Origin of the sequence: Halanaerobium saccharolyticum subsp. saccharolyticum DSM 6643, assembly GCF_000350165.1 — a bacterium.
Lineage (GTDB): Bacteria > Bacillota > Halanaerobiia > Halanaerobiales > Halanaerobiaceae > Halanaerobium > Halanaerobium saccharolyticum.
The window spans coordinates 371,133-385,145 of the sequence record NZ_CAUI01000015.1 but is presented as its reverse complement, the minus strand read 5'-3'; the positions used below and the strand labels follow the sequence as shown (position 1 = coordinate 385,145).

Here is a 14,013-nt window from a genome sequence, read left to right as displayed (position 1 = left end):
AGGGTGATTAAAATTATTGATCCAGTCATGATAAGAGTTTTTTCTTGGGAGATAAGATGGTATGGATTTTTAATAGTATCAGCAATTATTATTTCACTGATACTATTAAATTATCTTCTAAAAAAAGAGAAGGAATTTGATTTTGAATTTTTTTTAGATTATATAATTTTGGCTTTACCTTTAGGTATTATAGCGGCTAGAATCTATTATGTTCTTTTTAATTTTGATTATTATATTAACAGACCTTTTAAAATTTTAGCTATTCATGAGGGTGGGCTTGCAATTCATGGAGGACTGTTGATGGGAATTGCAGTTCTCTTTTTTCTGACTAAAAAAAGAAATAAAAAATTTTTTAAAGCTATTGATTATTTAGCTCCATTAACAGCATTTTCTCAAGCATTAGGTCGCTGGGGTAATTTCATTAATCAAGAAGCATATGGTCAAGTTGTAAATGAAAGTTATTATAAATTCTTTCCAGAATTCATAAAAAAACAGATGTTTATTGAGGGTGCTTATCGAGAAGCAACATTTTTTTATGAATCAGCTGCAAATTTTTTGTTATTTATCTTTTTAAGCTTTTATTTAAATTCCAGGAGAAAAAGAGATGGAGAAGTGTTTTCTTTTTATCTCATTTTATATTCACTTTTTAGATTTTTTATAGAAGAACAGAGAACAGATAGTTTATTAATTGCTGGAGAAATTCAAGTTGCAAAATTAATCAGCATTTTAATGATAATAGCTGGATTTTCTCTACTTTATTATATTAGAAAAATTAAAAAAATTGAAGAGTAGAGTAAATTGACAGTATACACTTTATATGCTAAACTAAATTTATTAAGTTGAAAATAAATGATATTAAATTTTCAGATAAGAATATGTTTATAGATGAAAGGTGATATTATGACACGGAAATATTTATTTAGCTCAGAATCTGTAACTGAAGGTCATCCCGACAAAGTTGCTGATCAAATTTCTGATGCTGTTTTAGATGCAATTATTGAAAAAGATCCTGATGCAAGAGTTGCCTGTGAAACAATGGTAACAACAGGTTTAATATTGATTGCAGGAGAAATTAGTACCTCCTGTTATGTTGATTTAAAGAAAATTGCAAGAGAAACAGTTAAAGAAATTGGTTATACTAGGGCTAAATATGGTTTTGATGGAGAAACTTGTGCTGTTTTAACAGCTATTGATGAACAATCTGGTGATATTGCTCTTGGTGTAGATCATGCTTTAGAAGAAAAAGAGGGAGAATCTAATTCTGATTTAGGTGCTGGTGATCAAGGTTTAATGTTTGGTTATGCATCAAATGAAACTGAAGAATTAATGCCGCTGCCAATCATGCTTGCACATAAGTTAGCTCGCCAACTGGCAGAAGTCAGAAAAAATGGACCATTGAAATATCTTCGTCCTGATGGAAAAACTCAGGTTACTATTGCTTATGAAGATGGAAAACCTGTTTATGTTGATAAAATTTTAATATCTTCTCAGCATCATCCAAAAGTCACTCAAAAACAAATTAAAGCAGATATTACTAAACATGTAATTAAAGAAATAATTGATGATAGTTTATTAAGAGAAGATACTGAAATCTTAGTCAACCCAACTGGACGTTTTGTTATTGGGGGTCCAAATGGAGATACAGGTTTAACAGGTAGAAAAATTATTGTAGATACATATGGAGGTACTGCTCATCATGGTGGAGGAGCTTTTTCCGGGAAAGACCCAACTAAAGTTGACCGTTCTGCTTCTTATGCAGCCCGTTATATTGCCAAAAACATAGTTGCAGCAGAACTAGCTGATAAATGTGAAGTCCAGATTGCTTATGCAATAGGAGTCGCAAAACCTTTATCTGTAATGATTGACACTTTTGGTACTTCGATTATAGATGAAAATAAATTAGAAAAAATTATCAAAGAAGAATTTGATTTAAGGCCAGCCCAGATAATTAAAAATTTAGAATTACAAAAACCTATTTATAAGCAGGTAGCTGCTTATGGTCATTTTGGTCGTCATGATCTAGAACTGCCATGGGAAAATACTGATAGAGCTGATAAATTAAGAAAAGAAGCTGGTTTAGAATAAAGAATAATTGATAATTATTTGATTAAGCTGCCGAAGGTTTTTACCTTCGGCTTTTAACATTTAATAAAATAATATAAATTATCTTAAGTAAATTTAACTTTTACTATTTATTTACTATTTATTTACTATTTAGTATGTTTTAATTAATTATTTGGAAGGGAAATTCTATGAATAAAATAATAAAAGTAGTTGTTGATCTACCTTTAAAAAAACTAAATAAAGAATTTGATTATTTACTTCCAGATAGATTTAAATCTATGATAAAAGTTGGGCAAATTGTCAAAGTCCCTTTTGGGCGGAGAAAAATTTCTGCTTTTGTAACTCAAATTAATGCTGATTCTGACCTTGAAATTTCTAAACTTAAAGAAATTGAGACCATTTATTATCAAGAAAGTTTTTTTGATAATGAATTATTAAATCTATTTTATTGGACTGCAAGTTATTATCATGCTTATCTGCCCCAGGTTATAAAATCAGCTTTGCCACCAGGCATAATTGATAAAAAGATTAAAAAGAAACAGGTTGAGTATTTAAAGTTAAATAACGAAATTGATGATTTTAATAATGAGCTGCAAAAATTAAAAAATAGAGCCCCAAAACAATATTTAATTTTAAAATACTTACTGGATAATATTGAGCAGCAAAATAAGTTAAAAACAGTAACTTCTTTTGCTGACACATCTCGTCAAACTGTTTACCGTTTAATAGACAAAAATTTAATTATTTTATATAATAATTATCAAAGTAGAGTACCAAAAATAAATAATCAATTAGAAGCGGAAATTAATACTGATTTTGAAATTTCAAAAGAAGACAAAATGCTTTTGCAAAAAATTATAAACTTTGATTCGGGTAAAAATAGTTATCTTTTAACAACAAATAATTCTTCTAAGAGGTATAATTTTATTATAAAGCTTTTAGAAAAACTAGTAGAGCAGAATAAAAATATTATTTTACTTATTCCTGAGGTGGAAAAAGACTTTGTTTTTTTAGAGCAGCTGGACAGTTATTTTGCTGATGGGATAGCTTTTTTACACAGTCAGCTCTCTCAAGGTGAACGCTTTGATCAATGGCAGCAAATTCGAAAGGGAGAAGTTCAAATTGCAGTTGGTGCAAGATCAGCAGTTTTTGCGCCTTTTTCTAAATTAGACGCAATTATTTTAATGGAAGAGAATAATGAATGCTACAAAGAACAGGAACATCCTTTATATCATGCCCGGCAAATTGCTGTCAGGAGATTACAAAATAAAAATGATCTTTTAGTTCTAGAATCACCTTTTCCATCTCTGGAAAGTAAAAAACTTGCTGCTAAAGGCAAATATAATCAGATTTATTTAAATTCTAAAAAAAGCAATATAAAAAGTGAAGTAATAGATATGAAAAAAGAAGTTGAAAAAGGTAACTTAGGTGATTTGAGTAAAAATTTAAAACAAAAAATCTCTGATCATTTAGAAAAAAATAATAAAATTTTATTATTCTTAAATAGATTAGGAATGTCTAATTATGTAATTTGTAGAAAATGTGGGCATGTAATTAAGTGTGATAACTGTGATATTTCTTTAAAATATCATAATCAAAAAGATGAATTGAGTTGTCATTATTGTGGATTAAAGAAACAAATGCCAGATAAATGTCCAGAATGTGGTAGTGCTTTTATATCTCAAGCAGGAGTTGGCACTGAAAAAATAATTGAAGAACTTAATAAAATATATTCGAATTCAGTAATTGTTCGAGTCGATGGAGATTTAAAAGAAAATGAACAAAAAAAACGACTTAATGCATTTAAGAATGGGGACATTGATATTTTAGTAGGAACTTCAATATTAATTAAAAATCAATTCTATGCTAATTTAAAATTTGCAGCTGTTATTTCTGCTGATACAGCGCTTAACAGTTCTAATTTTAGGGCAGCTGAGAATAATTATTTTCTTTTAAATCAGTTAAAATCATTACTTAGCAATAGTTGTGAAAGTGAATTTTTAGTGCAGACTTATGAGCCGGAACATTATAGTATAAAAGCTGCTTTGAATGATCAAGATAATTCTTTTTATGAACAGGAAATTTCAATTAGAGAGAAAAGAAATTATCCTCCTTTTTGCCGTTTATTAAATATTATAATCAGTTCCGAAAATGAAAAGCAAACAGCTGAAATAAGTCGTAAATTATCCCATTTTTTAGAACAATATAGTGATAATTATTTAGAAAAATTAGGGGAAGCACCGGCCCCTTTAAGTAAAATAAGGAAAAAGTATAGAAGGCAGATTATTTTAAAGTTTAAATCTATGAGAAATCGTGAATATATAATTCAGCTGATAGAAAAAAAGTTTATGGAAGCAAATAATAATGATTCAGTCGAAATTCGTATTGATGTGGATCCCTATAAAATGTTATAATATAATTTAGGAGGTAAATATTATGGCTCTTTTAAAAATAAGAAAAATTGGTGACCCAGTTTTAAGAAGTAAGACAAAAAAAATAGATGAAGTAACTAAAAAAACAAATGAATTAATTGATAATATGTTTGATACAATGTACGAAGAAGACGGAGTAGGTTTAGCTGCACCGCAAGTTGGAATTTTAAAGAAAATTGCAGTTGTAGACATTCGTGAAGGCAACAAAGTTATTTTAATAAATCCAGAAATCATTGAAGAAGAAGGGAAAGCAATAATGGAGGAGGGCTGTTTGAGCATTCCAGGTGAAACTGGCGATGTAATCAGATCTCAAAAAATTAAAGTTAGAAGCTTAAATAGAGAAGGTAAAGAAATTGAATTTATGGCAGAAGAATTTGAAGCTAGAGCAATACAGCATGAGATTGATCATTTAAATGGAGTTTTATTTGTAGATAAAATTGTTAAACTTGTGGAGTGATTTGATGAAAATAATTTTTATGGGAACACCTGAATTTGCAGTACCCTCACTACTTAAATTAAACAATGATCCAGAAATTGAAATTGAAGCAGTAATAACTCAACCTGATCGCAAAAGTGGCAGAGGCCAAAAAGTCCATTATTCTGATATTAAAGAGAAAGCTTTGGAGAATGATTTAGAAATACTTCAAAGCGAAAATGTTAATAAAAAAGAATTTTTGAAAAAATTAAAAAAAATCGATCCTGATTTTATAGTTGTTGTTGCTTTTGGACAAAAATTAAGCCCAGAACTTTTAGATATTCCGGAATATGGGTGTATTAATCTACACGCTTCTTTACTTCCTGAGTATAGAGGCTCGAGTCCAATTCATAAAGCTATTATTGATGGGAAAGAAGTTACTGGAAATACAACAATGTATATGGCTGAAGGTTGGGATGATGGTGACATCATTTATCAGCAAAAAGTTGAAATTGAAGAAAATGATACAGTTGGAATTTTACATGATAAATTAGCAGAAAGGGGTTCTGAACTACTTCTTAAAACATTAAAAGATGTAAAAACAGGAAAGGCTCCTCGGATAGAACAGGATGACTCTAAAGCAACATTTGCTTATAAAATTGATAAAAGTTTAGGTGAGATTGATTGGGAGCAGAGTGCTAATGATATTCATAATTTAATTAGAGGTGTTAACCCCTGGCCAGGCGCCTTCACTTATCTTAATGGAGAAAGAGTAAAAATTTGGGAAAGTGAAGTTAGTGATTCTGAAAACACTAATCTACCAGCTGGAACAATAGTTAAAGCCAATATAGATGATGGAATTTTGGTTCAAACAGCTGCTGGTATTTTATCAATAAAAAAATTACAGCTTCCAGGCGCTAAGAGGATTAGTGCTGAAGATTTTATAAATGGACATCAACTTAAGGCAAAAGATAAATTTGGTACTAATTAATTTATGAAGGAGGTAGATCTATGTTTCCATTTTTCTTTGATCCAACAATGATTATAATTATTCCTGCTTTGATGCTTGCAGGATATGCACAGTATAAAGTTAAACACACTTTTAATAAATTTGATGAAATTCAGATTGATTCAAATGTAAGTGGCGCAGAAGCTGCTAGAAAGATATTATTGAAAAATAATCTGCAAAATGTTGAAATTAGAAAAAGCGATGGTAAATTGAGCGATCATTATGATCCCAAAAATAAAACTTTAAATCTATCATCTGAAGTATATAATAATAATACTGTTTCAGCTGTTGGCGTTGCTGCTCATGAAGTGGGGCATGCAATACAGGATAAGGAAAGTTACAAACCACTTTCTTTTAGAGCTTCACTGGTTCCTGCAGCTAATATTGGTTCTAGTTTTGGAATGCCCTTAGCTATATTTGGGTTTTTCATTAGAGCTGATTTTTTAATAATGACAGGATTTGTGCTTTTTTCTGCAGCGTTTTTATTTCATCTGGTAACTTTACCGGTAGAATTTAATGCCAGCAATAGAGCTATCAGCAGTTTGAAAAGTACTAACTTATTAACTGATAAAGAAATTAAAGGTGTAAAGAAAGTTTTAAAAGCTGCTGCTTTTACCTATGTTGCAACAACACTAGTTGCTCTAGCAAATATGCTGAGGATATTAATTTTAGCTGGTCTGGGTGATGATTAATTGAATAATTTACGTTCTGAAATATTAAAAGCACTGCTTAGAGTTGAAAGTGGAAGTTATTCTAATTTATTATTAGATTCTGAATTAAATAAAATAGATGATCCCAGAGATAAAAATCTGTTTACTGAAATTTTTTATGGAGTGATTAGAAATAAATTATATTTAGATTATATAATTGATAATTTTTCTAAAACTCAATTAAATAAAATGGATAAAGAAGTATTAGTAGGGCTGAGAATTGGGGTTTATCAGCTCTTTTTTCTTGATAAAGTACCTGCAAGAGCCGCAATTTATGAAAGTGTTGAGGCTGTAAAAATAATGCTCCCAGGCAGAAAAAAAGGAGCTGTTTCATTTACAAATGGAGTTTTGAGAAATATTAATAGGAAAAAAGATAAATTAAATTTACCATCTAAAAGTAATAACTCAGAAAAATATTTGTCGATTAAATATTCTTATCCGCTCTGGCTTGTCAAACGTTTTATTAATCAGTATGGCTTTAAGAGGGCGGAAAGAATTTTAAAAGCAGGCAATAAGAGGGCGGAGGTTATTTATCGTCATAACTCTTTGAAAATGCAAAAAGAAGAATTTGAAAAACTTTTAAAAGAAGATGAGATTAAATATAAAAAAACATTTTTAAGTTCTTTTTATAAATTAAAAGAAGTTGATAACCCAGCGAAAACAGAGGTTTTTAAAAGAGGTGGTGCCTATATTCAGGGTACATCTGCTGGCTTGGCTTCATTATTATTAGACCCAAAAGAAAATATGAAAATTTTAGATTTAGCTGCTGCTCCAGGGGGGAAAACTACTCATTTGGCTGCCTTAATGAACAATACTGGTCAAATTACTGCTTTAGATATTAGCCAGAGTAGACTCAATTTAATCAAAGAAAATATAGATAGATTGGGAGTTAAAAACATTACTTTAAAAAAAGCTGATGCAGTTAAATATCAAGATGATCAAAAATATGATAGGATACTTGCAGATTTACCATGTTCAGGTTTAGGACTTATTTCTTCTAAACCAGAGATCAAATGGGAAAAGAGTGAGTCAGTTATTACTAAAATGGCTGCTTTACAATATAAAATTTTAAATAATAATTTAGATAAACTTAAAATTGGTGGCACATTATTATATTCAACCTGTACTTTAAGTCAGGAGGAGAACCAGGATCTTATCAATACAATTTTAAAAGAGAATGATAAATTTAAGTTAGTCGATATCAATAAGAAATTAGAAAAAGTTAGTACGTTGAACCTGAAAAATGATAATAAATATTTAGAACTTTTACCTGGAGAAGTAGATTCGGAAGGCTTTTTCTATGCGTTAATTAAAAAAGTGGAGAGTGATTAAATTTTAATGAAAGATTTAAAAGAACTAAACAGAGATGAGTTAATAGACGAATTTAAAGAAGCTGGTTTTCCATCTTATAGAGGCGAGCAGGTTTTTAACTGGTTATATAAAAATGGAGTTTCTACTACAGAAGAAATGAAAAATATCCCTAAAAAGATGCGTAAATATATAGATGAAAATTATAATTTAAGTGATATAAAGGAAATAGATAGAAGTGTAGCTGTCGATGGAACTGTTAAATATTTATGGGAGCTAAATGATGGCGAAAACATTGAGGGAGTGTATCTTCCTTTTCCCGAATCAGGACGTCACAGTGCCTGTATTTCGACCCAGGTAGGATGTGGACTTGGATGTTCATTTTGTGCAACTGGAATTGATGGTTTGCAGAGAAATTTAACTGCAGGTGAGATTGTAGACCAGGTGATAAAAGTTCAAAAAGATATCAGTGGATCAAATTTTGCTGAGCCAAGATTAAGTAATGTCGTTTTTATGGGGATGGGTGAACCACTTGCCAATTTTGATAATTTGATGAAAGCGGTAGAAATTATTAATGCTGATCAAGGATTAAATATTGGGATGCGTAAAATGACTATTTCTACAGCGGGACTGGTACCAGAAATTAAAAAGCTGGCTCAGGTTAATGATCAGATTGGACTTGCAGTTTCTTTACATGCACCAAATGATCGCTTGAGAAACAAAATTATGCCTATTAACAAAAAATATAGTTTAAATCAACTTTTATCAGCCGTTATTGATTATATTGAAAAAACAGGTAGAAGAGTAACCTTCGAATATGTTTTAATGGATAGTGTTAATGATAGTCCTGAACTTTCTGTGCAGCTGGCTGAACTTTTAAGAGGTATAAATTGTCATGTGAATTTAATACCTGCTAATCCAGTTCCGGAATTGGGTATTGAGCGACCTGTACAAAAGGTGATAGATAGTTTTTACGGGACTTTACAAAGTAATGGGATCCAGGTTACACTTAGAAAAGAAATGGGTACTCAAATAGATGCAGCTTGTGGACAATTAAAAAGAAAAGAGAAGTAGAGTATAAATTAAAGGAGGAGAAAAATGCGGTTTAAAGCTTTAACTGATAAAGGAAATAAACGCAGTCTAAATGAAGATAATTATTATATTGATGAAAAAATAAATTTTTTTATGGTTGCTGATGGTATGGGTGGACATGCTGCTGGAGAAGTAGCCAGCCAGATTGCAGCAAGCTTTACCGCTGATTTTGACTTTGATTTATCAGAGCCTTTAAAAAGTTTGAGCAGCTTAACATATAAGATAAATCAAGAAATAATTAATAAAAGCAGCTCAAATCAAGAATATATGGGGATGGGCACAACTTTTGCAGCTGCGATAATTAAGGATCAAAATATTTATTATATTAACTTAGGGGATAGTAGAATTTATCTTTATAATAAAAATAATAAACAGCTGAAAAAGATTTCTAAGGATCATTCATTAGTAGGTAAGCTGCTTCGAGAAAATAAAATAACAGAAGAGGAAGCTTTTAACCATCCTAAAAAAAATATAGTTACTCAAGCTTTAGGGCTTGAAGAAAATTTAGATTTAGACAAAGGACAGCTTAAAATATCTGAAGATGAATATCTATTATTATGTACAGATGGTCTTTCAGATATGATCAGAAAAAATAAAATTGAAGAAATTTTTTCAGAAAATAATCAAACTGAAGATATTGCTGAGCAGCTACTGCAGGAAGCTCTAGCTAGTGGTGGTTTTGATAATATCACTTTAATAGTAGTTGGTTACAGTGAAGAATAATTATTTTTGGATGATAATTGAGGTGAATTTATGCAGGGTAAGATTTTAAATAATCGTTATAAGATAATAAAAGAAATTGGCCGTGGTGGAATGGCTATTGTCTATTCAGCTCGAGATACTCTGTTGGAAAGAAGAGTAGCTTTAAAAATGCTGCGTCCAGAATATAAATCAGATGATGAATTTATAGATAAATTCAGACAGGAAGCAAGAGCAGTAGCAAGATTATCTCATCCTAATGTTGTAAGTATTTATGATATTGTAGTTGATGAAGAAAGAATATATCTTGTAATGGAAATTGTTGAAGGTAAAACTTTAAAAGATATTATTAAAGAAAGAACTAAACTTTCTATTGCTGAATCATTAGAGATGGCAAGACAGATTGCAGCTGCATTATCAGTAGCCCATGGTAATCAAATTGTTCACTGTGATATAAAGCCTCATAATATAATTTTAAATGACGAGATGGAGGTTAAAGTTACAGACTTTGGTATAGCAAGAGCTGTTAGTAATGCAACTGTAAGAGTAACTGAAACAGTAGTAGGCAGCGCACACTATTTTTCACCTGAACAAGCCAAAGGTGGAGAAATAAAGGCTTACTCAGATGTTTATTCTTTAGGAGTTGTACTTTATGAAATGACAACAGGTGAACTTCCTTTTCATGGAGAAAGCCCGATTTCAGTTGCTTTAAAGCATATACAACAAACTCCAGTTGAACCATCACAGATTAATAATGAGATACCTAAAGAAGTTAATGATTTAATTATGAAAGCAATTTCAAAAGATCCTGCAGATCGTTTTCAGGATGCATCTGAGATGAGGCAGCAGATCACCTATTGTTTAAAAAACCTTAAAAGCAAAACTACTAATAATAACAAAAAAGAAAAATTCAATGCTGATGAAACTAAGGTGATGAAAAAAACGGATTTTGCTTTTTTAAATAAGTCTAAAAATAATAAAAACAAAAACGATGATGGACAGAAAAGTTTAAATAATAAGAATAAAGAAAATGATAAAAGCAAGAAGACTAAAAATGCAAAAGAAATTGATGCTCAAAAATCGGCTGCTAATTTTGATGCTGAAAAAGATAAAAGAAAAAATGAAATAAAAAAAGATAATCAAAAAAGCAAAAATAAAAAGCCATTATATATAATATCTGCTGTAATATTATTTTTTCTGTTAACTATTGGTGGACTATTATTTTTCTTTAACCAATATACTAATGTACCGGTTGTTCAGGTACCTAATATTGAAGGTAAAAATTTAACAGAAGCAAGAAAAATGGCTTCAGAAGTCGGGTTAAATTTATTAGAAAATGAGGAAAGAGTATTTAGTGAAGAACTGCCAGAAAATTATGTAGTAACTCAACAGCCAGCAGCTGGTGAGAGAATAAAACAGAGTCGTCCCTTAAATATAACTGTAAGTAGAGGTCCACAATTAATTGAGATTCCTAGTTTTGTTGGCAATTCTTTAAGAGAGGCTCTACTTGAACTTGATAACCTTTCACTCAGCAGTGGTGATATACAATATATATTTAGGTTATCTGAAGACCCAGGAACTGTAATTAATCAAATTCCCGCTGCCGGGGCTGAAGTTGAAAAAGGAAGTGAAATCACTTTATTTGTTAGCCGTGGAGAAAGAGATATTTCTGTTAGAATGCCAGATTTAACTGGTCTGCAGCAAACAGAAGCTGTTAACTTGATTAGAGATAAGGGACTAAATGTTGGCCAGATTAGTGTAGAAAATTCTAATCGTTTTACTGATGGCCAAGTTATTTCCCAAAGTGTAAGAGCGGGAGAATATTTACCGAAGGGAATTGCTGTAGATTTTGTAATTAGTAAAGGTGCTGAAAATCCTTCTGCAGAAAATTTTCATTTGAATAGAATTTCTATCAATGTTACAGGATCAGAACGCAGAGAAGTTAGAATAGTAATCGAAGATGATAATGGGGAAGAACAAGTTTATCAAGCAATTCATGAGCCGGGCGATAACATTGTGAGAGATATTCAAAGCCAGGGTGAAACAAAACTTAAAATATATTTTGATGATCAATTAATTAAATCAGAAAGTTTTGGGGGATGATAGTTTAAATGAAGGGTATTTTAATTAAGTTGATCGGAGGATTTTTCTTTGTAGCTTCTCCAAATAAGGAGATATACCAATGTAGAATTAGAGGTAAGATTAGAGAAAAAATATACCCAGGCGATTATGTGGAGATTGACAAAGAAAATAAAATTCTTGAGGATTATTATTCAAGAAAAAATTTATTAAAAAGGCCAAAGGTTGCAAATGTTGATCAGGTAGTAATAATGCATTCAGTAAAAGATCCAGAGTTTACACCTTCATTATTAGATAGATTTTTATTGCTTGTAGAAAGTTCTGGTTTTGAGCCTCTGATAGTTATTAATAAAATTGATCAGGCTGATCCTGGTTTTGAAAAAGATTTTGAAGAATATAAAGAAGCAGGTTATGAGGTTTATTTTATAAGCGTTAAAGAAAATACTAATTTAAAAAAACTATTTGATAGATTAAATAACAAAATAAATGTTTTAACAGGACCTTCTGGCTCAGGAAAATCATCATTTTTGAATAAGGTGATTGAGGATGCAGATTTGAGAACTGCTGCTGTCAGTAAGAAATTAAAAAAAGGAGTTCATACAACCAGAATGGTAGAATTATTATCACTTCCAAATCAGGGTTGGGTTGCTGACACTCCAGGTTTTTCCTCAATGGCTAAGGTTGATTTTGAAATTGAACTAGATGATTTATCATGGTATTTTCCCGAAATAGCCAAATATAATAATGCTTGTAAATTTAATGGATGCAGCCACTTACATGAACCGGGTTGTGTTGTTCAGCAGAAAGTTGAAAATGGCGAGATATCTAAGCGGAGATATGAGAGTTACAAACAAATATATAATGAAATAAAAGAAAAGGAGATTAGATACTAATGAAAACAGAATTTGCACCGTCATTACTTGCAGCTGATTTTAGTCAATTAAAAAATCAGATTCAGTTAATTAATGAAGCAGATTATTTACATTTAGATGTAATGGATGGAGTTTATGTGCCCAATATAACATTTGGTCCTGGATTAATAAAGGATATTCGAGATCAAACTGAACTTCGATTTGATACTCATCTAATGATAACTAAACCAGAAAGATATATCAAAGATTTTGTGGAAGCTGGTTCTGATATTTTAACTGTACATTTAGAGGCAACAGATCATATTCATCGTGTGATTCAGATGATTAATGATCAGGGGATAAAAGCAGGAGTTTCTCTAAACCCTGCTACACCTATAGAAAGTTTAGAATATCTTTTGCCAGAACTTGATCAGGTTCTTATTATGTCTGTTAACCCGGGTTTTGGAGGTCAGTCCTATATACCACAGATGACTGAAAAAATTGCTAAACTTAAAAAAATAATAGAAGCTAATAATTATGACTGTAAAATAGAGGTAGATGGAGGAATAAAAAATCATAATTTAAAAGAAATTGTTAATGCTGGAGCAGATATTATTGTAGCTGGCTCAGCAATTTTTGGTGCTGCTGACCCTGCTGAAGCATTAGCAGAAATGAGGAGCATTGCTTCTGATGTCTAAGAAAACAGCACTTCTAATTCTAAATGGGGAATTAGACTTCGGCAGAGAAAAGTTAAGAAAAAAAATAGAAGAATATAAAATAGATAAAATTATAGCAGTAGATGGTGGAGCTAATAATGCTAGAGATGTAGAGATTCTACCTGATCTTATTATAGGGGATCTTGATTCAATAACTGAGCAAAATAAAGAATACTACCAGCAAAATAATGTTGAATTATTAAAATTCCCTGTTGAAAAAGATCAGACTGATAGTGAAATTGCAGTAGATTATTGTTTAAAAAATGGCATAAAAAAAATATTTCTAACAGCTGCTCTTGGTGGTAGAGTGGACCAGCAGCTTGCCAACTTAAATCTTTTAGAATATATAAATGAATTAAATTTAGAAGCAAGAATAATCTCTGAAAAAATAGAAATAGCATTAATTAGCAGCAGTCGGAAATTCGTCGACAAAAAAGGATATAGACTTTCTTTAATTCCACAGAATAAAATTGTTAAAGGAGTTAGTATCAAAGGCTGCAAATATAATTTAGAAAATCATGATATTAAACGCTCCGAAAGCAGAGGAATCAGTAATCTAATCGAAAATAAGCAGGCGGAAGTCACTTTAGAGAGTGGTTTGTTAATTTATGTACTAGAAAAGTTGGAGTAGAGAGCAG

Annotated in this window: 13 protein-coding genes; all 13 read left to right on the top strand. The window is 30.7% G+C overall.

The annotated features are described in order from the left end of the window. Positions 1-3: 3 nt before the first annotated feature. The 13 genes from lgt (at position 4) to HSACCH_RS07065 (ending at position 14,006) form a co-directional block, all read left to right on the top strand. Positions 4-792 (top strand): prolipoprotein diacylglyceryl transferase, encoded by a 789-nt coding sequence (gene lgt, locus HSACCH_RS07125; protein ID WP_005488864.1) that lies wholly within the window; start codon positions 4-6, stop codon positions 790-792. 108 nt (positions 793-900) lie between these two features. After that, positions 901-2,085 (top strand): methionine adenosyltransferase, encoded by a 1,185-nt coding sequence (gene metK, locus HSACCH_RS07120; protein ID WP_005488863.1) that lies wholly within the window; start codon positions 901-903, stop codon positions 2,083-2,085. A gap of 167 nt (positions 2,086-2,252) precedes the next feature. Then, positions 2,253-4,478 carry a replication restart helicase PriA gene (gene priA, locus HSACCH_RS07115; RefSeq protein ID WP_005488862.1) on the top strand — a complete coding sequence of 742 codons (2,226 nt, stop codon included), beginning with the start codon at positions 2,253-2,255 and terminating at the stop codon, positions 4,476-4,478. A 22-nt stretch (positions 4,479-4,500) separates the two neighbouring features. Then, on the top strand, positions 4,501-4,953 hold the full coding sequence (gene def, locus HSACCH_RS07110) for a peptide deformylase (RefSeq protein ID WP_005488861.1): 453 nt from the start codon (positions 4,501-4,503) through the stop codon (positions 4,951-4,953). 4 nt (positions 4,954-4,957) lie between these two features. After that, positions 4,958-5,902 (top strand): methionyl-tRNA formyltransferase, encoded by a 945-nt coding sequence (gene fmt, locus HSACCH_RS07105; RefSeq protein ID WP_005488860.1) that lies wholly within the window; start codon positions 4,958-4,960, stop codon positions 5,900-5,902. Positions 5,903-5,922: 20 nt separating this feature from the next. After that, positions 5,923-6,612 carry a zinc metallopeptidase gene (locus HSACCH_RS07100; RefSeq protein WP_005488859.1) on the top strand — a complete coding sequence of 230 codons (690 nt, stop codon included), beginning with the start codon at positions 5,923-5,925 and terminating at the stop codon, positions 6,610-6,612. Next, the gene (rsmB, locus tag HSACCH_RS07095) at positions 6,613-7,962 is read left to right on the top strand and encodes a 16S rRNA (cytosine(967)-C(5))-methyltransferase RsmB (protein ID WP_005488858.1); all 1,350 of its coding nucleotides are present in this window, start codon (positions 6,613-6,615) and stop codon (positions 7,960-7,962) included. Between the two features lie 6 nt (positions 7,963-7,968). Beyond that, a complete protein-coding gene (gene rlmN / locus HSACCH_RS07090; RefSeq protein WP_005488857.1) occupies positions 7,969-9,012 on the top strand; it encodes a 23S rRNA (adenine(2503)-C(2))-methyltransferase RlmN in 1,044 nt (347 codons plus the stop codon). A gap of 24 nt (positions 9,013-9,036) precedes the next feature. Continuing rightward, complete coding sequence (locus HSACCH_RS07085; protein WP_005488856.1) at positions 9,037-9,753, top strand: Stp1/IreP family PP2C-type Ser/Thr phosphatase; 717 nt, start codon at positions 9,037-9,039, stop codon at positions 9,751-9,753. 30 nt (positions 9,754-9,783) lie between these two features. Then, a complete protein-coding gene (gene pknB / locus HSACCH_RS07080; protein ID WP_005488855.1) occupies positions 9,784-11,832 on the top strand; it encodes a Stk1 family PASTA domain-containing Ser/Thr kinase in 2,049 nt (682 codons plus the stop codon). Positions 11,833-11,840: 8 nt separating this feature from the next. Continuing rightward, on the top strand, positions 11,841-12,701 hold the full coding sequence (gene rsgA, locus HSACCH_RS07075) for a ribosome small subunit-dependent GTPase A (protein ID WP_005488854.1): 861 nt from the start codon (positions 11,841-11,843) through the stop codon (positions 12,699-12,701). Beyond that, positions 12,701-13,357, top strand: coding sequence for a ribulose-phosphate 3-epimerase (rpe, locus tag HSACCH_RS07070; RefSeq protein ID WP_005488853.1), 657 nt, complete (start codon positions 12,701-12,703; stop codon positions 13,355-13,357). The genes rsgA and rpe overlap by 1 nt, the downstream gene beginning before the upstream one ends. Then, the gene (locus HSACCH_RS07065) at positions 13,350-14,006 is read left to right on the top strand and encodes a thiamine diphosphokinase (protein WP_005488852.1); all 657 of its coding nucleotides are present in this window, start codon (positions 13,350-13,352) and stop codon (positions 14,004-14,006) included. Before rpe ends, HSACCH_RS07065 begins: the two co-directional genes overlap by 8 nt. The last annotated feature ends 7 nt before the right edge of the window (positions 14,007-14,013 follow it).

Coding starts and splice junctions, on each gene's coding strand:
- metK (WP_005488863.1), top strand. CDS start 901: ATGACACGGAAATATTTATTTAGCTCAGAATCTGTAACTGAAGGTCAT.
- rpe (WP_005488853.1), top strand. CDS start 12,701: ATGAAAACAGAATTTGCACCGTCATTACTTGCAGCTGATTTTAGTCAA.
- rlmN (WP_005488857.1), top strand. CDS start 7,969: ATGAAAGATTTAAAAGAACTAAACAGAGATGAGTTAATAGACGAATTT.
- pknB (WP_005488855.1), top strand. CDS start 9,784: ATGCAGGGTAAGATTTTAAATAATCGTTATAAGATAATAAAAGAAATT.
- HSACCH_RS07100 (WP_005488859.1), top strand. CDS start 5,923: ATGTTTCCATTTTTCTTTGATCCAACAATGATTATAATTATTCCTGCT.
- HSACCH_RS07065 (WP_005488852.1), top strand. CDS start 13,350: ATGTCTAAGAAAACAGCACTTCTAATTCTAAATGGGGAATTAGACTTC.
- fmt (WP_005488860.1), top strand. CDS start 4,958: ATGAAAATAATTTTTATGGGAACACCTGAATTTGCAGTACCCTCACTA.
- priA (WP_005488862.1), top strand. CDS start 2,253: ATGAATAAAATAATAAAAGTAGTTGTTGATCTACCTTTAAAAAAACTA.
- def (WP_005488861.1), top strand. CDS start 4,501: ATGGCTCTTTTAAAAATAAGAAAAATTGGTGACCCAGTTTTAAGAAGT.
- HSACCH_RS07085 (WP_005488856.1), top strand. CDS start 9,037: ATGCGGTTTAAAGCTTTAACTGATAAAGGAAATAAACGCAGTCTAAAT.
- rsgA (WP_005488854.1), top strand. CDS start 11,841: ATGAAGGGTATTTTAATTAAGTTGATCGGAGGATTTTTCTTTGTAGCT.